16 protein-coding genes are annotated in these 21417 nt (G+C 55.0%); 12 read left to right on the top strand and 4 right to left on the bottom strand.

Annotation, left to right across the window (positions count from 1 at the left end):
* Positions 1-25 precede the first annotated feature (25 nt).
* Positions 26-388, bottom strand: coding sequence for a hypothetical protein (locus tag D9N13_RS20490; RefSeq protein ID WP_290593823.1), 363 nt, complete (start codon positions 386-388; stop codon positions 26-28).
* Positions 389-544: 156 nt separating this feature from the next.
* On the opposite strand from D9N13_RS20490, the gene D9N13_RS20485 reads away from it, so the two are divergent.
* Positions 545-2572 (top strand): methyl-accepting chemotaxis protein, encoded by a 2028-nt coding sequence (locus D9N13_RS20485; protein WP_290593822.1) that lies wholly within the window; start codon positions 545-547, stop codon positions 2570-2572.
* Positions 2573-2632: 60 nt separating this feature from the next.
* Here D9N13_RS20485 and D9N13_RS20480 read toward each other — a convergent pair whose 3' ends face one another.
* Entirely contained in the window at positions 2633-3355 is a 723-nt protein-coding gene (locus D9N13_RS20480; RefSeq protein ID WP_290593821.1) for a 16S rRNA (uracil(1498)-N(3))-methyltransferase, read from the bottom strand.
* A gap of 406 nt (positions 3356-3761) precedes the next feature.
* On the opposite strand from D9N13_RS20480, the gene D9N13_RS20475 reads away from it, so the two are divergent.
* The 9 genes from D9N13_RS20475 (at position 3762) to D9N13_RS20435 (ending at position 17021) form a co-directional block, all read left to right on the top strand.
* A complete protein-coding gene (locus D9N13_RS20475; protein ID WP_290593820.1) occupies positions 3762-5489 on the top strand; it encodes an acyl-CoA carboxylase subunit beta in 1728 nt (575 codons plus the stop codon).
* 48 nt (positions 5490-5537) lie between these two features.
* On the top strand, positions 5538-8417 hold the full coding sequence (locus D9N13_RS20470; protein ID WP_290593819.1) for a biotin carboxylase N-terminal domain-containing protein: 2880 nt from the start codon (positions 5538-5540) through the stop codon (positions 8415-8417).
* A gap of 13 nt (positions 8418-8430) precedes the next feature.
* Entirely contained in the window at positions 8431-8883 is a 453-nt protein-coding gene (locus D9N13_RS20465) for a YiiD C-terminal domain-containing protein (RefSeq protein ID WP_290593818.1), read from the top strand.
* Between the two features lie 51 nt (positions 8884-8934).
* A complete protein-coding gene (locus D9N13_RS20460) occupies positions 8935-10257 on the top strand; it encodes a hypothetical protein (RefSeq protein WP_290593817.1) in 1323 nt (440 codons plus the stop codon).
* Positions 10258-10401: 144 nt separating this feature from the next.
* The gene (locus tag D9N13_RS20455; RefSeq protein ID WP_290593816.1) at positions 10402-11202 is read left to right on the top strand and encodes an SDR family oxidoreductase; all 801 of its coding nucleotides are present in this window, start codon (positions 10402-10404) and stop codon (positions 11200-11202) included.
* A gap of 128 nt (positions 11203-11330) precedes the next feature.
* Positions 11331-12329 (top strand): ATP-binding protein, encoded by a 999-nt coding sequence (locus D9N13_RS20450; protein WP_290593815.1) that lies wholly within the window; start codon positions 11331-11333, stop codon positions 12327-12329.
* Positions 12330-12335: 6 nt separating this feature from the next.
* Positions 12336-13589, top strand: a complete 1254-nt coding sequence (locus D9N13_RS20445) for a DUF2201 family putative metallopeptidase (protein ID WP_290593814.1) — start codon at positions 12336-12338, stop codon at positions 13587-13589.
* An 8-nt stretch (positions 13590-13597) separates the two neighbouring features.
* Entirely contained in the window at positions 13598-16105 is a 2508-nt protein-coding gene (locus tag D9N13_RS20440; RefSeq protein ID WP_290593813.1) for a hypothetical protein, read from the top strand.
* Between the two features lie 7 nt (positions 16106-16112).
* Positions 16113-17021, top strand: a complete 909-nt coding sequence (locus D9N13_RS20435) for a hypothetical protein (RefSeq protein WP_290593811.1) — start codon at positions 16113-16115, stop codon at positions 17019-17021.
* Positions 17022-17024: 3 nt separating this feature from the next.
* Here D9N13_RS20435 and D9N13_RS20430 read toward each other — a convergent pair whose 3' ends face one another.
* The gene (locus tag D9N13_RS20430) at positions 17025-18176 is read right to left on the bottom strand and encodes an MFS transporter (RefSeq protein WP_290593809.1); all 1152 of its coding nucleotides are present in this window, start codon (positions 18174-18176) and stop codon (positions 17025-17027) included.
* Between the two features lie 174 nt (positions 18177-18350).
* Between D9N13_RS20430 and pip the strand changes: the two genes are divergently transcribed.
* Positions 18351-19310, top strand: a complete 960-nt coding sequence (pip, locus tag D9N13_RS20425) for a prolyl aminopeptidase (RefSeq protein ID WP_290593807.1) — start codon at positions 18351-18353, stop codon at positions 19308-19310.
* Positions 19311-19512: 202 nt separating this feature from the next.
* Complete coding sequence (locus tag D9N13_RS20420; RefSeq protein WP_290593805.1) at positions 19513-20334, top strand: type IV pili methyl-accepting chemotaxis transducer N-terminal domain-containing protein; 822 nt, start codon at positions 19513-19515, stop codon at positions 20332-20334.
* A gap of 64 nt (positions 20335-20398) precedes the next feature.
* Here the strand turns inward: D9N13_RS20420 and D9N13_RS20415 are convergent, their stop codons facing one another.
* Complete coding sequence (locus D9N13_RS20415) at positions 20399-21400, bottom strand: InlB B-repeat-containing protein (RefSeq protein WP_290593803.1); 1002 nt, start codon at positions 21398-21400, stop codon at positions 20399-20401.
* Positions 21401-21417 lie beyond the last annotated feature (17 nt).

Genomic DNA, 21417 nt, shown 5'->3' with positions numbered 1-21417 from the left:
GAGCTTGCCGGCCCCGCAGGGATTTCTAATCCTTGAATGACTCGATCAGGTCGGCAATCACGGTGGCGTTAACCATGTTGAGCATGTTGTCCATCAGATCCGTGGAGCTGGGTACCCAGGGTTTCATGCCGGTGAGGAATTCATTGCGCTCGGCCAGGTAGCGCTCAATGTCTTTCTCTGCCTGCTTCACATCCTCCCGTTCCAGGGCGTTAAAAATAGGCTCCAGTAATTCCAGCATAATTCTGCCGTACAAGGCGCTTTCACCGTAGTTGCGCATCGCATCCACCAAACCGCCTTTCAAGTCCAGCTCGGTCTGGAACTTGGACACTGATTTACGCGCCTGACGCCTCAGGCTCTCTGCGATTTCCAGGCTTTCCTTGTGATTCATACGCTGCGCTCCTGTGATTATCAACCGGCGGAGTGATCCGCCACTCCTCTCTACAGAATAGACCAATCCCGGGCAGACGCAGCAGCTGGCGCTTTGCCCAGCGTTGCTATACTCCAATAATGCAGCGTTAAAAAATAATAACCGAGGTTGTTGTCCATGAAGTCGCTTTTGGGGCCCGGTATCGCCCTGATCTCACGGGTTAGTTTCGCCAAGAAGTTCGTTATCATCAGTTTGTTGTTCTACGTACCTCTGCTGATCTTCAGCGCAATCATGGTGCGCGATTCCACCATCCAGGTTCAAAATGCAGAGCGGGAGAGAGAAGGGCTCACGCTGATTGCGGAGCTGATGGGGGTCAAGCGCCTGCTGGAACAGCAACGTGATATGCGGGTGGTATCCAATGTTCGTCGCCAACCGGATGCGCGCGACAAAGAGCAGGCGCTAACCCGCCAGGCGTTGTCGGCCATTGACCGGGTGCTGGCGCTGCCACAGCGTCTTGCCCGGGATGATGGCTTCCGGCAGCAGATGGCGCGCCTGCGGGAGCAGGTGGCGGGGCTCAGTGAGATCGCTGTCAACAATGAAGAGGGGCCGGAGTTTACCTACAGTGCCATGAACGGCCCGGTGACCACGCTGCAGGCCATCATCAAGTACCAGTTTGAACAAAGCCGCCTGAATCTGGAAAGTGATAAGGCGGTGGCGGGTATGTTGGATCTGGTCACACGGCACCTGGTCCGGCTCAGCGATCTGAACAGCCGCTTGCGGGCCATCGGTTCTTACGGCCTGACCTACGCCTATCTGGATGGTTTTACCCTGGAGGCGCTGGAAAAAAACCTGTTTGCACTGGAACGGTTCCAAAATGAATTTCCGGTTACCGTTGACAATATTCTGCCCGCGGAGAGCGCTGCAACGGTGGCCCCGGCGCTGGCCTCTCTGATAGAGCAGATTGCCGCAACCCGCAACTTTGTGGATGAAAAGGTGGTGATGGCGGCCAGGTTTGATATTGGTTGGCAGGCCTACTTTGATCGCATGACCCAGTCCATGGATCAGCAGATGGCATTCGGTGATCAGTTACTGACGCTGGCCGAGCAGAACATTGCCGCCAAAGAACAGGCTGTGGTGTACCGTACCGTGCAGTTGGTGGTGGGGCTGGTGTTTCTCCTGTTGCTGACCGCCTACGCCTACGCGTCGTTTTATGTGGCCTTGAACGATGCCATCGAGCAAGTGCGCAGTGGTGCTGCACGCATGGCGGAAGGGGATATGACCGTGCGTCTTGAGCAGCGCAGCAATGATGAAATGGGGCGCCTTATTATGCGCTTTAATCTCAGCACTGAGCGGGTACGCGAGCTGGTGACCCAGGTATCGGCCAGCGCCGATGAAGTGATGAACCTGGCGGAAAACGTGCGTGGGTACTCGCAACACAGCAGTGCCGGTATGCAGGCGCAGACGGATCGAACCCAACAGGTGGCGGCGGCCATCAGCGAGCTGACCAACACCGTGCAGGGGGTGGCGGATTACTCCAAGCGCGCCGAGGATGCGGTAACCACCACCAGTGGCAAAGCGCAACGTGGCAGTGAGCAGGTGGGTGCTTCCCTGCAACAGGTGAGTTCCCTGTCCGATGATATTCAGCTTACCAGTGCCACCATCAATGAACTGGCCCAGGACAGCCAGAAAATCGCCCAGGTCATTGACCAGATTAAATCCATCGCTGCCCAGACCAATCTGTTGGCGTTGAATGCCGCCATCGAGGCCGCCCGCGCTGGCGAGCAGGGGCGGGGCTTTGCGGTGGTGGCGGATGAAGTGCGTTCCCTGTCGCAGCGCACCCAGGATTCCACCGGCAACATCGAAGCCATCATCGATAATTTTCTGAAGAAGATCGACCAGGCGGTGACCGCCATGGAGCACAGCAGTGAGGTGGCGGCCAGTACCGTGGAGGATTCCCGTTCCGTGGGTGCCGTGTTTGATGAAATCCGGCAGGATCTTTCTGAGGTGGTGGAGATGACCAGCCAGATAGCGGTATCCGTCAGTCAGCAGGCCCAGGTGGCTCATGAAATCGACCAGAATATCCATGATATTCGGGATTCGGTGGATCAGGCATCACGCCAGGCGCAGGATACCGCCCAGGCCAGCCAGGACATGGCACAGGAGGCCACCCAGCTGAAATCCATCCTCGGCGCCTTTAAGGTCTAGGAAGGAGGAAAGTCTGGGGTTGCATACCCGAGCGGTGGTGCTGGGTGTTGCTGGGTGTTGCTAGAGGAACAGTTTGCCCAGCAGGGCGGGGAGTGCGGTTTCCACTTTCAGAATACGGGGGCCCAGGCCGATGGTGCGGAAGCCGGCGGCTGCCAGTTTCTCGACTTCGTACTGGATAAAGCCCCCCTCCGGCCCCACCGCCAGCAGGCAGGGCTCGTTGATTGTACTGGGGCAGGGGAGTGCGTCCGGCACCGGATGCGCGGTCCAGGCGGCCTTGCCGGCGGCGAGGGCAGGCAGTTCATCTTCCACAAACGGCTTGAAGCGCTTGCGCAGATGGATTCTGGGCAGGATGGTGTCGCGGGCCTGTTCCAGCCCCAGCAGCAGGGATTTTTGCACCGCCTCCGGTTCCAGAAACGGGGTTTGCCAATAGCTTTTTTCCACCCGATAACTGTTGATCAGGTAGATTTCCTTCACCCCCAGGGTGGCGCAGGCCTGCAGTGTCCGGCGCAAGACCTTGGGCCGTGGCAGCGCCAGCACCAACGTTACGGGTAATGCCGCAGGCGGCGGACTGGTGAAGGCCACATCCAGGGTGATGCTGTGCTCATCCACCGCCTGCACCAGGCCCATGCCCAGATGCCCTCCAAGCAGCCCCACCCGCAATTGATCACCCACCACCGGTTGCAGCACGGTGCGGATGTGCCGATGCCGTTCGCCGCCCAGTACAATCTGGCCGTGGGTGCTGTTGCTGCCCCATTCCCGGGGCTGGATGAGTATCACATTCATGGCGCGCATTATGGGGCTACAGGCCCCGAAAATACAAAGCTGAAAATGGCCAGCAACTATGGGATAATGGCCGACCTTTTTGTCCTGGGGGGCTTGGGGAGCGCAAAATGCCCGTAAATTCAATGGGGTATTGGCTGGCCCCAAAACCGCGTACCGACCACGAGCAGATTGGCATCAGTGTTGTTTTTCATCAGCCTGAATGAGCTAAACGGTAATTGACTCTGCGGTCAAGCAATTGAATAATGCAGCACCCTCAAGATACAGATTTTTTAATATCGGCACACAACTCGCTGATCTTAAATAGGTTTTTCTGCTATCCCGGTTTTGGCTTGAGGTGATCCCTCGCCCAAGACTGCTGAAAAGCCGCGAACAGTTCCAGCGATTCAACCAAAGAGCGTGTAACAGCATGGGAATACAGAAGAAGCTTGTTCCATCATTGGAAAACCCCTTTCACGAACCGGAAACCAAAGAATTTAAAATTCCAGGCGAGATCGTCCGGGAGCCCGGTATCTATGAAGAATCCCTGAAAGAAGGCTGGGAGATCATGCAGCGTCCAGAGACGGCTGCCGGGGTCAAAGCCATTGAAAAGCAGCATCTGAAAAAGCGCATGACCGTGTGGGAGCGGATTCGTGTTCTCACCGACAAAGACCCCATCGTGCTCTACCAGAACTGGGGCAAGAACCTGGATGGCGCTTCCATCGTCACCGCCATCGTCAATATAGAAGGCCGCGATGTGGCGCTGTACGGCCATGATTTTACCGTACGTGCCGGCTCCATGGACGCCACCAACGGCCGCAAGCTGGCCAGCCTGATCAAAATGGCCGGTGAGCGTGGCATTCCCCTGATCGGCATGAACGATTCCGCCGGCGCCTTTGTCCCGGCGGGTGTGGGCGGCCTGGATGGCTACGCCGAAGCCTTCACCGCCCTGCGTAAAATCAGCGGTGTGGTGCCCAGTATTATGTGTATGTTCGGCTACAACGCCGGGGGTGGCGCCTACCTGCCCCGTCAGGGCAGCTTTATGATCCAGCCCCAGGACACCTTCTTCGGCTTGACCGGCCCGGGGGTGGTGAAGTCGGTATTGGGTGAGGATGTCAGCGCCGATGAGCTGGGCGGGCCCGGTGTGCATGGCCAGTCCGGTGTGACTGATTTCGTGGTACCCGATGAGGTGTCTGCCTTGCGCAAAGCCAAAGAGCTGCTGCGCTACTTTCCGGATAATAACAGCACCATGGCACCGTATCTGGAAACCTCTGATCCACTGGATCGTAAAACCTGGGATGCGGATATTCTATTCAAGAAAGCATTCAATTCGTCTTCCGGTTACAACACGCCCATCGATATTCGTATCCTGATTCAGCAGATCTGCGATCACGGTGATTACACTGAATTCCAACCCGACCGTGCCCAGAACACCATCTGCGCCTTTGGCCGCATGGGCGGCAACGTCATTGGTGTGGTGGCCAACAACAGTGCTGTGTCCTCCGGCCAGATTGATATTGCGGCATCTTACAAAAATGCCCGCTTTATCCGCTTCTGTAACCTGTACAACATACCGGTTGTGTTCATCGAGGACACCACCGGCTTCCTGCCCGGCACGGATCAGGAACGTCACGGTATCGTCCAGGCCGGGCGCGCCATGCTCGATGCCATCATCGATCTGCGTACTCCCCGTATTCTGTTGATTGTGCGCAACGCCTTTGGTGGTGCTTACGCTGCGTTCAACAGTTATGCCACCGGTGCCGACGTGGTGCTGGCGTTGCCCACCACCCGCCTGGCGGTGATGGGGAATGCCGGTAAGGAGTTTGTCTTCAAGAAAGAACTGGCTGCGGTGCGTGCTGCTGTGAATGGCAAGATCGCTGAACGCACCAATCAGCTGCAGGCCGCCGGTGGATCGGAGGCCCAAGCCAGAGAGCAGGCTACAGCAGAAGTTGCCGAATGGGTTAAACAGCAAGAGGCCATGTACTCGGCTCAGTACGAGAAAGAGCTGATGAACCCGAAAGAGGCGCTGAGCCTGGGCTCCATCTCCCAGTTGGTCATGCCTTACGATCTGCGTTCAAGCCTGGCGCAAAATCTCAACTTCCTGTTGCGTCATTATGAAGCCAAGCCCATGGGCGGCGTGCAACGCGAATTCCATTAATCGGCATCCTGACCTGACAGGCAGTAGAGAAATTATAGGATTTAGAAGATGAGCAACGAAAACTACACCAACAACCCGCTGGTGAACAAAGACCGCCGCCGACAAGCTACCGATTCCCCGTGGGTGAGCCAGTTTGATTGCAGCGACATGAAACCGCTGATTATCTGTCGCGGCCCCATTCGTAAGGAAGTGATGGACGTTTGGGAAGAGATGGGCATCACCGATTACGGCATCCTGCTTTCCGAAAAAGATTCCATTACCTACAACAATGCGCTGGCACCGGAGTTGCGCCAGATTGCCAATCCCGATCGCGTGCACCGGGTACCCGATTACACCGGTGTGGATAAAGATGAGCGCACCCAGCGCATTCAGCAGATCATCAGTATTGCCAAGGAAAACGGCCACGATTCCGTGTTTGCCGGTTACGGCTTCATGGCAGAGGATGAAGCGCTGGTGAGCGCACTGGAGAACGCCGGCCTGAATTTTATCGGCCCCTGTTCCGCCACTGTGCGGGGCGCTGGTGCCAAGGATGAAGCCAAGCGCACGGCCCTGCTGAATGATGTCTCCACCACACCCGGTATCGATAACCTCACCAGCCTGACTCTGATTCGCAAGGTGGGTGACCGTGCCGGCCTGCGGGCGCTGGCCGAAGAAAAAGGCTTGACTGTTGACGCCTCCAATTGGGAAGAAAGCGTTGCCCTGGAAGATGCTGCCGACGCCGTGCTGAACGCATCCTACGCCAGGTCCATGGACATCATCAGCACCGATGAGATTTGTGCCGAAGCCATCGTGCGGGTGGCCGAAGTGTTTGGTCGTTATCCGGAAAACCGGGTGCGCCTGAAAGCCATCGGCGGTGGTGGCGGTAAGGGCCAGCGTATTCTGCAATCCCCGTCGGCCTTCGATGGCGAGCTGGATGATCGCATCAGGCAAGCCTCGGAGAAGGCGGCTGAAAAGCTGATCGAAATTCTACAGGAAGTTAAAACCACCGGTGTGGGCGACAATAAGAACGTGCTCATCGAATTGAACATCGAAACCACCCGTCACCAGGAAATTCAGGTAATTGGTAACGGCGAATGGTGTACGACTCTGGGCGCCCGTGACTGCTCTCTGCAGATGCATGAACAGAAACTGCTGGAAATTTCCAACACCAGTGAAATGCTGGAAGAAGCCATTGCCCGCGCGGAAGCGGCCGGTAAAAGCGCAGAAGCAGAGGCCCTGAAAACCGATCTGGTGATCCTGCAGAAAATGGAACAGGAATCCGAGCGTTTCGGGGCGGCGGTAGGCCTGGATTCCGTGTCAACATTTGAGTGTATCGTTGACAAAGACAGCCACTTCTTTATGGAAATGAACACCCGGATTCAGGTGGAGCATCGGGTATCCGAGCTGTGTTACACCTTGAAGTTTGCCAACCCCGAAGACCCCAACGACTATCTGTTGGTGGATTCTCTGGTGGAAGCCATGACCCTGCTGGCACGTCATGGCAAGAAGCTACCCAAGCCGGAGCGTATTCCCCGGGAGCGTGCATCCGTGGAAGCCCGCTTGAACGCCACCAATGCGGCGTTGAAGCCCCATGCCGGCGGGGTTATTGAGTACTGGTCCAGCCCCATTGCCAATGAGATCCGCGATGATCAGGGCATCAGTGCCCGCAACCCGGACACCAATCAGTTCATCAAGTATCACCTGGCGGGTGCCTATGACAGTAACATCGCCTTGTTGCTGTCCGTGGGCAGCAACCGTGTGGACAGCTACAACGCCATGGCCGAGTTATTGCGCCGCACCAAAATGAGCGGTGAGAACCTGTCCACCAACCTGCAGTTCCACTACGGGCTGGTGCATTGGTTCCTGGCAGAAAACGTACACGCCAAGTCCACCACCAAGTTCGTCATGCCTTATCTGACGTTGGTGGGTCTGGTGAAAGAAGCCAATGCCGATTTCGATCTGGAATATGCCTTCAACCATGCCAAGGCCATCTACAAGAAACAGGTGGCCGAAGCCCATGGTACCGGTGACAGTTTGCAGGCTGCCATGCAGGCTATCGATGCAGCCATGGAGCGCAAACACACCCTGTTGCTGCGGGCGCTGGATATTCTGACCCGGAATCCCCACGTGTTCTCCGGCTGGTTGAGCTTGAACAAGGCCAATGTGCAGTTCGATGGTGACAAGGTGGTCTGGACCCGCAACCCCATTCAGGTGCTGGATGAAACCTATCACTACCTGAATATGGACTACCGCGCTGATCTGCCTGCTGCCGAGTGTATCTGGAAGCACGACAACGACGTGCTGCAAAAAGGGTTGCAGTTCTATGGTGAGCTGGAAGAAAAACTGGGGGAATCCGATTGGTTGAAGCTCAATGCATTGCTGGCGGAAGACGCACCCCAGGGCGGCGTGGATGAGGCCACCTGGACTCAAATCCAGTCTGCTCACGTGGGTTTCCAGGCCGGGATGGAAGTGGTAAGTGCGCTGCCCAAACTGGCTAACGAAGTCGGTTTCTACGATTTGAAAGTGAACGAGGATCTGACTGTCTACATTCCTGAGTCACTGCACGATGAGGAACTGCAAGCACGCATGATGAAAGTGCTGGTGCCGCCTCCGGCCACCAAAGCGGATGAAATTGTGGCGGTGAGCGGCGGTATGTTCTACGGCCGTGAAGTGCCCGGCGCACCGCCGTTTGTGGAGGAAGGCACCCATGTGGAAGCCGGTCAGCCCATCTACATCATCGAAGTAATGAAGATGTTCAACAAGGTGGTGGCACCCTTTGCCTGCACCATCGATAAACTGCTGCTGGAGAACATCGACGGCGCCATCGTCAAACAGGGGCAGCCCCTGTTTAAGGTGACGCCGGATGAAAAAGTGGTGGAGGTGGATCCGGTGGCGGTGGCCAAGCGCCGCCGTGAGCGCACCGACGCTTTGTTGAATGGCTTGATCTGACGGGGCGGGTGTAATGAACAAGCTTGATCACGTCCGCGCCAAGCTCAAGGAGCAGGTGCCCCTGATCACCCATATGGGGATTGACGTGATTTCCTGGGATGGCTCCACCGTGGTGGTGGAGGCCCCCCTGGAGCCCAATCTTAATACTCATGGCACAGCCTTTGGTGGCAGTCTCTACTGCGTGGGTGCCATGACGGGCTGGAGTGCATTACACCTTACCCTAATGGATGCCGGGCATCTGCCCAGTGTGTGGTTGGCCAAGGGTGAGGTGGCCTACCTGAAACCGGTGCGAGGAACCTTACGGGCCCGCACCACCATTACTGATGAGCAGCGTCACCAGATTCTGACCGGTTATGAGCAGAACGGGCGCGTGAAAACCAGTATTGATATTACCATTAAAGAGGGCGATGATGATGCAGTCAGCATGTCTGCGCTCTACGCCGCCATGCGGCAGGATCCTGAATAAATAAAAATATTTAGCAGAAATACAACACTATCATTTTATTGGGGTTTTCTTATGTCGGGTGATTCTTTCAAGCTCAGGCTGTTGCTGCCTGCGTGTTTTGCTGCGCTGTTGTTGGGATGTATGGCCACGGCCGCGCAATGGATGGCCTATGTTGCCGTTGATCCGGATAATCTGAATCAGGTGCTGCTGGATGCAACCGGCAACGTTGTGCATGTGTCCGAGCAAAGCGACGGGTTGCACATTGCCACCTATGATGCAGACGGCATGGTGGTTCAGGAAACCACACTGGTGCTTGCCCTCACCGGAACGGAACGGGCTTTGGATCTGCCGGGTGGACAGCTGTTGCTGGTGGGTGACACCCTGGCCGGTGCCATGATCGTGGATGCCAACCTGCATCAGATCACCCCGCTGCCGGGCAGCATGCTGCCACTGGAAGCGCAAACACGCCTGTTGGTGGATGTGGTGCCGGTGTTGGGCCAGAAACTGGCCGCCTTCGGTGCTGTGAATGATGAGGGCTGGGTGTTGCTGATGGACTTCAGCACGGGTGCCAGTGAACTGTTGACATTGCCGTCGGCCACCTCCGTGACGGGCGCCTATGGATACACCGCACTGATGCTGGAAGTGGAATCCGCTGCCGGCCGTGAGGTGGTGGCCTTTGATGAATTGCGCAATGAAGTGTCCCGCTTCAGTTTACCCGCAAATGAAGATCTGATTGGCGTATCTTTGAATCGCCCCGCGTTGTTCAACCGCAGCAACCAGAATGTGCGGGTCACCGATTTGGCGGGCAATACCCAGTGGGAATTCGAAAATACCGAGTACGAGTTTATCGACGGCCAGTCCGTTGGCCCGGATGGCAGTATTCTGTTGTGGGGGGATAACGCCAGCCTGAATCTGCTGGGGGTGAAGCTCGACAGCGCGCATTTTCTGATGATCAGTGCCGACGGACTGTTGCAGTATCATCATCTGGGTGGCAAGGATATGGTGAACATTCGCTATACCCACCGCAAACAGTTTGCCAACGGCTTGTTGCAGGTAAGCTACCAGGGCATGACCGGGCAAGTCAGCGGTCTGGTGGTGGGCTCCTCCAGTCTGGGTGTACCCTTTACCGTGACCCGCCAGGTATTCCACGATTTTGTCACGCCCATGGGCACCAAAACCCGCTTTATGAAAGAACCGAAACGGGTGGAAACCTATACCCAGCAATGTGACTTTTTGTGCCTGCCCATTTTGATGAGTCAGTCCGAAGGCCATTGTGACAACCTGGATGTGTTCAACGTCAGTACCGATTCCCTGATCAGTGTCAGCCAGGTGTGTGGCGCCACCGGTGACACTGGGTTGCTGTTGCCCAACACGGTCAAGGTGAGTCTGTATTGATTTGCCCTTGACCCGGGCTCACCGAAACGGACAACCGGCTGCGCTATTTCGTCATTAAGGGCGGGCGTAATCGATGATAGGTTTACCCATGCAGTAACAACAGGCTATATGGCCACAATAAAAAACATCATGAGGTGAACCATCATGTCCGGATCCGCTTCCAGCCCGTTTCAGCCCAACCTTCTGGCCGGTAAAACCGCGCTCATCACCGGTGCCGGCAGTGGCATCAATAAAGGCATTGCCCTGCATTTTGCCCGTCACGGTGCCAATCTGGTGCTGGTGGGCCGTCGCCAGGAAAAACTCGATGCAACCGCCGCTGAGATTGCCGCAATGGGCGGCAAAGCACTGGGTTGTTCCGCCGACGTGCGGGATTACGATGCCCTGGCAACCGCCGCAGCCAAAGGTGCGAATACCTTCGGCCCCTATGACATCGTGATCGCCGGGGCCGCCGGTAATTTTATTGCCCCGGCCAGTCAGCTCAGCGCCAACGGGTTTGGGGCGGTGATTGATATTGATCTGAAAGGTACCTTCAACACGTTTCGCGCCGGCAGCGAACATTTTGCCGCAGCCGATGTCAGCCTGATCGCCATATCCGCACCACAGGCGGTCAATCCCATGCCCCTGCAATCCCACGCCTGTTCTGCCAAGGCCGGCATCGAAATGCTGATAAAAACGCTGGCACTTGAATGGGGGCCCAAGGGTGTGCGGGTGAATGGCCTGTCACCGGGATATGTGGCGGATACCGTGGGTGGTAACCTGTTTATGGGCGGTGACGGCGGCGCAACCTTGAAACAACGTATTCCCCTGCAGCGGGTCACCAACGTGCAGGAAATGGCAGAGATGGCATTGATGTTGTGTTCCCCGGTCAGCGCCTATATGACCGGTCATGTGATTGCATTGGATGGCGGTGTGTCTCTGGTGGGAGCGGGTGCCTGGCAGGGCTAGTGCCGATCATTCTGAGACAGTTGATTTGTGAGAGAAGTCACAGCTTGATGCTGGTTGTTGCTGCACAAACCACTGTCTTTTGACTAGTCTTTAATAAATAAATTGTATTTTTGGACGGCCCATACGCCATGATACCGAGTAAGCTCCAGGAGTACCTGTCTGCATTAATCGAAGCACAGATTAAATTGAGTGTCATGATTTGGGGGGCACCGGGTATAGGAAAATCCAGCATCGTGGAAAGTTGCTGCAAGCAGAGTGATTTGCGTTTTATTGATTTAAGGCTCAGTCAGCTGGCCCCCACTGATTTGCGCGGCCTGCCGGTTCCGAAGGATCAGCAATCCACTTGGTTGCCGCCAGAATTTTTGCCCCAGGATGGCAGCGGCATTCTTTTCCTGGACGAGATCAACATGGCACCTCCTGCGATGCAGGGCGTGGCACAACAACTGATTCTGGATCGTAAGGTGGGGAATTACCGATTGCCGGATGGCTGGTTTGTCTGGGCCGCGGGTAATCGAAAAGAAGATCGCTCCGCCGTATTCGATATGCCCAGCCCACTGGCTAACCGGTTTATTCATCTGCATGTGGAAGCGTCCATTGACGACTTCAGATCCTATGCCTTTGCCAATGAGTTCAGTGATCAACTCATTGCTTTCGTTGCGTTCCGTCAGGATCTGCTGCATAAACTGAATGAAAGCGAAAACGCATGGCCATCACCCCGCAGCTGGGAAATGGCCAATGTGCTGTTTGCTGCCGGACTGGATATCGCACCCGCCGTTGGGATTGGACCGGCATCGGAGTTTTATGCGTTTATGGAGATTCTGGATAAGACGCCCGATCTGGACCAGGTCATAAAAGGCAACACCCGTATTGAATTTCCCGGCGAGCCCTCACTGCGTTATGCCAGCATAATGGGATTGGTCGGCCGGGCCAAAAAGACTGAGGATGTGGTAAACAGTTTTAACTGGTTGGTAGAGAGAGCGCCGGCCGAGTGGGTACAGTTATATGCAACGGATCTGTTTCCATTGCTGCGTGGGCGTGGAGAGTTGGCCCCTGTGCATGCCGCATTGATGGAGCAACCGAACCTGAAAGCCTTTCTTATGGAATTCACCCGGCTTATGTCGGAGTAGGGGTTCATGGATCAGCTCATCAGTGCGTATCTGATCAAGTTGCGTCGGGAACATCCTTTTTTCGCAACGTTGTCGCTGTATATGCGCTATGAATTTGATGATCGAATCCGCCAATTTACCACCGATGGCCGTACGGCCAGGTTGAATCCCCGTTATTTTTCCAATTTAAAAGCCACAGAACGGGTCGGTACACTGCTTCATCTCACATTGCATTGCGCGTTAAACCATCCCCGGCGTTGTGGCTCGCGTATTGCTGAAATCTGGAACATTGCGGCGGATATCGTGGTGAACCAGATTATCGTGGAGAGTCACTTTGAAGCGCCGCCAAACACCGCGATTGATCCACGCTATGGCGATTGCAGCGTGGAGTTTGTTTATTCCAAACTGTTGAGCCGGGCCAGGAATATGGCCGCTCAGGGAGTCACTGCGGTTGCCCAGGGAGCTGAGTCCGACTCAGCGGCAACAGACTGTTCCCGGCACCAGGCCAATCAGGATCAAGCTGTCACCGATTCCACTGGCAGCCACAATCCATCCAGTGCGGTTGATACGCTGCAGGTGATATACCCCGGCGTCAGTGATCTGCTGGTAGCGGACGGGCAGCAACATCCCATGTCACAGGCGCAACAGCATCAAAACTCTGCCTATTGGGAGCGCGCCCTGCGACAGGCGTTGGTGGTGAATAGGATGAGCCATCAGCAGCAGGGATTTATTCCTGCAGGGCTGGAGCGCGCTATTGATGAAGTGCTGGATCCCCAGCTTGATTGGCGGACGGTGTTGTGGCGCTATATGAGTAGAACGCCTTGCGATTACTCAGGTTTCGACCGTCGTTTCATTCATCAGGGGTTGTATCTGGATGAACTGCAAAGTGAGTCCCTTAACGTGCATGTGGTGATGGATACAAGCGGCTCCATCGGGGACGATCAGTTGGCCCGGTTTCGTGCTGAAGTGGAATCCATAGCGCGTTGTTATCACGCCATTCAGGGTCATTTGTATTTTGTGGATGCACAGGTTTATGGGCCATTTGCACTGGATGCGAGTATCCGTGTTGGTGTTGCAGAAGGTGGCGGCGGGACGGATTTTACCTGCTTCTTTTCCCACTTGGAGAAACATCGCGATCCGTTTGAGCAGGCCCTGTGTATTTATTTGACCGATGGCTACGGTACCTTTCCTGACAAAGCACCGGATATTCCGGTTCTATGGGTGGCCACCGATGACGCCGTTGACCATTTTCCTTTTGGGGATGTCACACGTTTGAATTAGGAGAAACGATGTACCAGAGACAACCGGAATATGAGCAGGACTTAGTACTGGCGAAAGATCCAAACACCGCTTCAGACACCTTGCGGGTGTTACTGGCCAAACATCATGGTGAAAGGGAGATGGCTGAAACCATCGCCCGAAATCCCGCCTGTGACTATCTGCTGTTCCTGCAATTCTGGAAATTTCTGCCGGAGATCGCTGCCACCAATCCTGCGTTAAGCGAGTATCAGGCCCAGGAACATTGGCAGGATCAGAGCAGCGTACAACCCAGGTTATCCTATTCGAAGTGGAGCGGTGAGATTTCTGCCGCCAAACCGGAAATCCATAAAGCTGAGTACATTATGCAGCACGGAAACGGCGCTTATCAAAGGTATATCATGTCGCTGGGGCCGATTCCGGAATATCTGATTCGAGATTACCTTGAATCCAAAAGTGCACCATTGCGCAAGGTGATTGCGGGGCGTACTGATCTGCCGGCAGATATCCAGGAAAAATTAGCAGCCGATAGCGCGAAAACCGTACGCAAGGTGTTGGCCGAAAACGCTTCGGCAACCGGAAGTGCCTTGGCCACTTTAGCCATGGACGATGATCAGGAGATTGCCGGGCTTGCTCAGCAACATCCGAATTGCCCGGACGACGTGATTGTTCAGGCCCGCACGCAGGCCAGTGCAGCGCCCGGTTTGGCCGATACCGCAATCGAAGCGCTGAATTTTGCACAGCTGGCTGCATTGGCGTCGGATGTTGATACACCCGAGGATAAACTGATGGCGTTGGGGCAGCATGATGATCCCTGTATTCGCTTTCTTGCGGGAATCCACGCCCACGCCCCGGCAGCGTTATTGACCGGACTGGCCGAAGATCAATTGAAATGGGTGCGTGCGGCACCGGCATTGAATACCAGAACCCCGGTTTCGGTAATAGATAAATTGTTAAAGCAAAAAATATCAGATATCCAGGTGGCCCTGGCCAGCAATTCGTCTTTAAGCGAGGAACAACAGTTGCAATTGGCTCTGGTGGCCGGTGACAGGGCCGCTTACGAACTGGCCAATATGACCCAGTATGATTCTGTCCGTGAGCGTTTGGTTGCGGATTTGCCCACGGGCAAGGCGGGGGCCAAAAAGACCTGGCGCTACTACCTTAGAGAAGCGTTGGCCGCCAGGAAAACAGGTAAGTTTACCAGTCTGCAACAGGGCGCAAAGAGCCGCCATTTATTCGTCTCCAGGATTGCCGCGCGCGCGGAGTCCTGCCCGGACAACCTGATAGTGCATTACGCGTATTACTGCTTTGAGGATTATAGTCAGAACCCGTTGGCGGCGTTGGCTTTGCTGGAGGGAAAAAGCCATGTTAAGCCCATCCCCTACCGGGAATGGAAAATTGATAAGTGGTTGACGGAGAAAGCCGCGCCCGGTTTTATTGCGCGTTATTACATCCGCGGTGACGACCCTAAACGCCGGGCGCAGGCCGTGAGTTCCTGGACCACGCCGTTGCTGGATTTGCTGCCCTTTGCTCTGGATGCAGATACCAACACCCGCAAGCGGCTTGCGGAGCGGGGTGATTTGATCCAGTTTCTCTATGAAATGCTCGCCCGGGATGAAAAGTCCGGTGTGCGGGAGCAAATCGCCAAGAATAAAAAAGTACCGAAGTCGGTGCTGGAACAGTTTAGTAACGACAAGGCCACCACCGTGCGAACCCAAACCTCAATGCGTTTGTCCGGGGGCGACGGGCCAGCGGTGGCTCAACCCCTGGTGAATCAGGGGTCTGCTACGGAACGGGCAAGGTTGGCTAAAAAAACGGACGATAAACGGATTCTGGCAGAGCTGTCAGGTGATCGGGCAGCCAGCGTCAGGCTTAGCGTCGCCAAAAACAGTTATACCGAGAGTGAGATCCTGAATCGTCTGGCCGGTGATTCGGAGGCAAAGATTCGTGCCGTAGTGGCCGCCAGAATGAAAGATGAAAGCATCCGTCGAACTATGTTGATGGATGAAGATAAGACGGTGCGGATTGCCGCTGCGAGAAATGGTCGTTGGTACCGGAGGGAGAACAATGTCAGAACCTGTGATGCCCCGTTTATCGAATTGATCTGTCATGCTGACGATGAAGAGCTCAGGGCGATTGCCGCTGAATACACCGATAACCCTGCTTTGATGAAACAATATATGTCAGATTCCGAAACGGTCACCATCGGACTTGCCCGCAATGGGAATTTGACTGAGGAACTCAAGATTGAGTTTGCCAAACGCTGTGATTCGCAAATCGCATTGGCGGCACTGGTCAGAAACACAGAAAGCGAACAGTTGTTTCTGATCGTGGCCGATAAAATCAGCAGTCGTAAAGCTGATGATCCGATTCGGTGTCATGGGGAGATGCTGTCACGCCCGGCGGTGCAGGACCGGTTGTGTACCCATATTTTAACGTCTGTCCGCTTGGCGCTTGCGAGGCAGAAGGTGCTGACCGACCATGCCAGGGCGACGTTGTCTCAGGATAACGATAAATGGGTCAGGGCAGAGTTGCGTTAAGTGCAGAATGCCCCTGCTTTTGGCCTTTTTCTACAAGTGTTGCCCTGGCGCTGGTGCAAGAATTAACGTCTTGCTACCTCACACCAACGCCTACAAGGGAATGAATATGAGTAAAGGATTAAAGGGGCTTGCTGTAAAAGCGCTGTTAATGTTTTCTGTTGTTTTGGTCAGTGCCTGCGGCGCCAAGGATGCAGGGCTGAACCTGACGATCATTGGTGAAGGGTCAGTTACTTCCCCGTCCGGTGTGGATTGCTCTGAATCCTGTGCCGCGACGGTAAAACTGAGCCCGCCGACCATCGGTAACAAGTTGGTAGAAATCACGGCAACCCCGGCGCCAGGCTATACATTCCTGGGTTGGAATAATCAATATTGCACCCCGGATGACGTGTGCGACCTGAAATATACGGGGCTGTGTGCCGATCAACTTTTGTGTCTGACCGGGTTTATTTATTCGGGGCAGAGAGTCGAGGCGGTGTTTGTGGATTCGTCCTTACTGGTGGACAGCGGTTGGAGCGAGCTTGCCGTTTGTGCAATTTTAGGTGATGGCGAGGTCCGGTGCTGGTCAGCATCGCAAGATGAAGTGGAACAGGTTCCAGCGCTGAATAACCCCCAGCAAGTGGCGGTGAGTGATTACGCTGCCTGTGCACTTGTCGATGAGGGTATAAGTTGTTGGGGCAAGCCCAACTTCCTGCCGGAGGACGGGCCGACTGTGTATCCACCCCTGGAAATGGAAATGCTGAGAGGTGAAATTTGTGTGCTGGATCAGGAGGGGGTGAAATGTTGGTCCGCCTATGGCCCACCTGAGATCCCGGAATTCGTCAATCCGACCAACCTGCGCAAGCGAAGTGTCGAAACCCCGGAATTCATTGGCAAAGAGTTCTGTGTGGATGATGAAGGCGCTGAGGTCTGTTGGTGACGGTCAGGGGTGATTACGCCGCTCACTGAATCCGGCGTTAACCAGCAGCAGCAACAACAGGAATCCAACCCCTACAACCGCCTTCCAGCCCAGGGCGCTGTAGGCAAACCCGGCCACGGTGATGCCCGCCCATCCGCCCACATAATAGAACAGTACGTATAGGGCATTGGCACGGCCCTGGCCACCGGACAGTTTGCGATTGATGGCGCCCACCGCAGCGGCGTGCACGCAGAAAAATCCCGCGCACATCAGAACCAGGCCAAGTACCACCGCCCACACGGATACAATCAGCAGACATGCCAGTGAAGCCGCCAGAGTGGCGGTGCCGATCAGCAGGGTCGTACCGCTGCCCAGCCGGTTGCCGATACGCCCGGCCAGCGGCCCCATGAAGATACCCATGATGTACACCAGGTACACCAGGGTGATCTGCTGGGTGCTGAAGCCGAACGCCGGTTCGCTCAGGCGAAACGGCAGAAAATTAAAGGTAGAGGAAAACAGCGCAAAACCACCACCACCGCAGAGAAACAGCGCCAGCAGATCCTTGCGCCGTAGCAGCTCCCCAAATCCGGTTTTTACCTGTGCCTCTGTACGGATGGCGTGACGGGGCAGGGTGCGCAAGGCAAGCAGGCAGGCCAGCAACAGAAACACCCCGGCGGAGATGAAAGCGTAGCGCCAGTGCAGGGGCGGATGCAGCCAGCCTCCCAGCAGGCGTCCGCCCAGCCCACCCACCACGGTGGCGGAAACGTAATAGCCCATCACCACATTGAGGCGCTCTGGGGGCAGGGATTTGGCCAGGTATGCCGCCAGGCAAGTGGTGAGGGCGGGCACAAACAAGCCTTGCAGAAAGCGGCCACTGATCAACACCCACAGATCGTCGGTGAGTACGCAAATAAGGCCTCCCACCAGCATGGCACCGACCCCCACTGCAATGATGGGCCGAATAGGCAGTTTGTCGGCCAGTACGCCAAACGGCAGGTTGGCCAGGGCAATGCCCAGCACCACCGCAGAGATCGTAAAGGAAACCGTTGTGCTGCTGGCGTTGAATTCCTGCTGTAACACCGGCAGAACCGGTTGCGTGATGTAGATATTGGTAAAGCACGCTGATACCAGCGCGAATACGGCCAGCTGCAATCGCAGCAGAGCGGTATCGGTCATGGTTAATCCTCTTCGGCTGGCGGACTTCCGCTGGCGCCAGGGCGGGCTTATCCTAGCGCAGATTCGCGGTGGGGGAAATCAGGCCACCGCTAAGCGCTTGATTTATACCGCTTCTGCTTTCAGCGTGCGACGGTTTAGGCTACAGTTACTGGATGTCCGGTTGGAGTGAGTTGAATGCAGGTACTGTACCCAGAAATAAAGCCCTATAAAGAACACAGTATCATCGTTGATATGCCCCACCGTATTTACATTGAAGAGTGCGGCAACCCGGATGGCCTGCCCGTGGTGTTCCTGCATGGTGGGCCGGGGTCCGGTTGTGAGCCCTTTCACCGCCGTTTTTTCGATCCGGAAAAATACCGCATCGTCCTGTTTGACCAACGGGGCTGTGGCCGCTCGTCGCCCCACGCCAGTCTGAAAAACAATTGCACCCAAGATCTCATCAATGACATGGAAACCATCCGTGAAACCCTGGGCATTGATCAGTGGGTGCTGTTCGGTGGTTCCTGGGGCTCTACGCTGGGGTTGTTGTATGCCCAGACCCATCCGCAACGGGTGTTGGGTATGATTCTGCGGGGCATCTTTCTGTGCCGAGACAAAGACATCGGCTGGTTCTATCGGGAAGGGGCCAATCGCATTTTTCCCGATCAGTGGCAGGAGCTGCTGCGTCCTCTAAAAGGCATGCAATATGATGATGTGCTGGCGGGATACAGTACGTTGCTCAACAGTGAAAATGAACTCAAACGCATGGGGGCAGCCAAGGCCTGGTCGGCGTGGGAAGGCGGCTGTGCAACCCTGCGGCCCAATCCCAGCGTGATGGGGCAGTTTACCGATGGCCATACCGCATTGAGTTTGTCCAAAATCGAAGTGCACTACTTTATTAATCACGGCTTTATTGAAGAGAACCAGATACTCAACAACATGGATGCGATCCAGGACATCCCCGGCATCATCGTGCACGGCCGTTACGACATGATCTGCCCCATGGATCAGGCAATCTCACTGCACCAGAGTTGGGAGAATTCAGAGTTGAACATCATCCGCGACGCCGGCCATTCCAGCATGGAACCGGGCATTGTCAATGCCCTGATCAAAGCCACCGACGAAATGGCCCGCAAGCAAAACAGCCGCGCCTGATCCTCTACCCGGCTGTCTGCGGGCACCCACCACCTTTGCACTGATAACTCAATCACACTGTCGTGCATTCGCATTGCGGGATCCCCGTGTGCGGCCTTTACTGATCGTTAAGGGAGTTCGGTTCAGCTAGACAAATTAATATTGGCCAAGTATTTGCTAGTTGCTCTGTAAATGTGCAGTTTTGAAGTAAAGGATGTTACCCATGCCTCGTAATACGATCTTATCCACCGTTGTTGCTTTATTTTTGTGTGTTTTTTCAGTGCAGGCTTTCGCTGAAGTGCTCACTATGGGGTCAGCCTTGAACAAGGCGGGCCGTCAACGCATGCTTACCCAAAACATCATGAAAAACTATCTGGCTCTGGGGCTGGAGGTGGATGTGGTGCGAGCCCGGGATGAGTTGGACCGCAGTGTGGCCCTGTTCGAAGAGCAATTCCAGGAACTCACTGAATACGCACCTTCGCAAACAATCAGTGCGTCCCTGTCCAAGGTGGAAGATCTTTGGTTCGAATACCGCGCCTTGGCCATTGGTAAGGTGAGCAAGGAAAATGCCGCGAAAATCCTGGACCGCAACAACGCCATTCTGGCGGCCTGCCACCAGGTGGTACTGGATCTGGAAGCCCATGCCGGGCGTACCTCTGCCAAGATGGTGAACACCTCGGGTCGTCAGCGCATGTTGTCCCAGCGCATTGCAGCCTACTATTTTGCCCATGCCTGGGGCTTCCGGGATGCGGAGTCTGTGGCGGCCTTTGAGAAAGCCAAGGCGGAATACGGCGCGGGCCTGACGACTTTGATGGCCTTCGATAAGAACACCGTTGACATACGCGCATCGCTGAAGAAAGTGGAAGCCCAGTGGCAGTTTTCCAATACCGGGTTTGAGCAGTTGGAGGATGGCAACTACGTACCCCATGTGATTTCCGTGACCACCAACGGTATGCTCAAGCGCATGGATGCCATTACCCATCTGTATGAAGATCTGGATGTGAGCCTGTCTGCCGGCGCGGTGGCCGCTAATGTGGAGCATTGAACGCCTGGCTCTGAACCTGCTTGATTGTTGACAGGGCAATATAACGGAATGAAAACAAAAGCACCTATGTCCTAGGTGCTTTTGTTTTGGCCAGATCCTCTGCAGCGGGTGTTGTTAGTTGAATTTTTCCAGGGTTGATTTCGTGAGATCCTGTTATATTCAGATCATCTGATATCTCCATAAGTATTGCTGGACGGGCTTCTAATACATATTGAGTATCTTCTTCCATTATTTTAATTACGGCAGTTAGCATGTATGCATTATCATCATCACTTGAAGGGAAAGCGATGTAACTGCCGACTACTGGCAGGGGCGTTGTTGCGGGGAGTATGAATTCATACAAGCTGATCTCTTCGTTGTAGTATGGAAGGGGCCAGCCTTCTTCGTCGGAGAAAAAAATGCTGATGTCTTCTCGTATTGATGGGGTATCCATTGGAGTTACAGTGCGGGATATGCTGGCCGTGCTTTGGTTTAGGGACTCATCAATAGCGACAATTGCCGCAAAGTACTCTGTGCCTGGGCTGGCATTGGGCTTGCTAACGTAGAGTGGTTCGTTCCCCATTACTTGGTATGCGAGGTTCGAATCATTCAGCAGGTTCTCCCGTGACTCGGCTATATATATGTTGTAAGTGAGTTGAGACTGGCCGGTTATGTCGTCACTCGATTCTTCCCAGGCAATTGAAATCTCAGAGGAGTCTACAGCATTTAATAGACCGATCGGCTCAGATGGCGGGGTAATGTCTGTGCCTGAGACAACAAATGAAGCTCCTACGGCATGCGCTCCAGTGATATTAATAGTGCAACTATCAATCCCTGAGCAGTCTCCGCTCCAACCACTAAAAATATAACCATCACTTGCTTGGGCGTATAGGGTGATGCTTTCGTTTTGGTCAAATTCAGCGGAGCAGGACTCGAAGTTACCACCGCACTCGATTCCAGTGAGGCTAGAGGTGACTATTCCTGCACCAATGGTCGTGATGCTAAGCTTAGTAGACCCTGAGCTACAGCCAAACAATAAAATCAATCCTGACAGTATTAAAGGCGCTTTCAGTTCACTTTTGTGCATGTTCTTATTTGCCGAGG

The organism is Ketobacter sp. GenoA1, from assembly GCF_003671475.1.
Classification (GTDB): Bacteria; Pseudomonadota; Gammaproteobacteria; order Pseudomonadales; family Ketobacteraceae; genus Ketobacter.
This window is presented reverse-complemented; position numbering and strand designations above follow the sequence as displayed.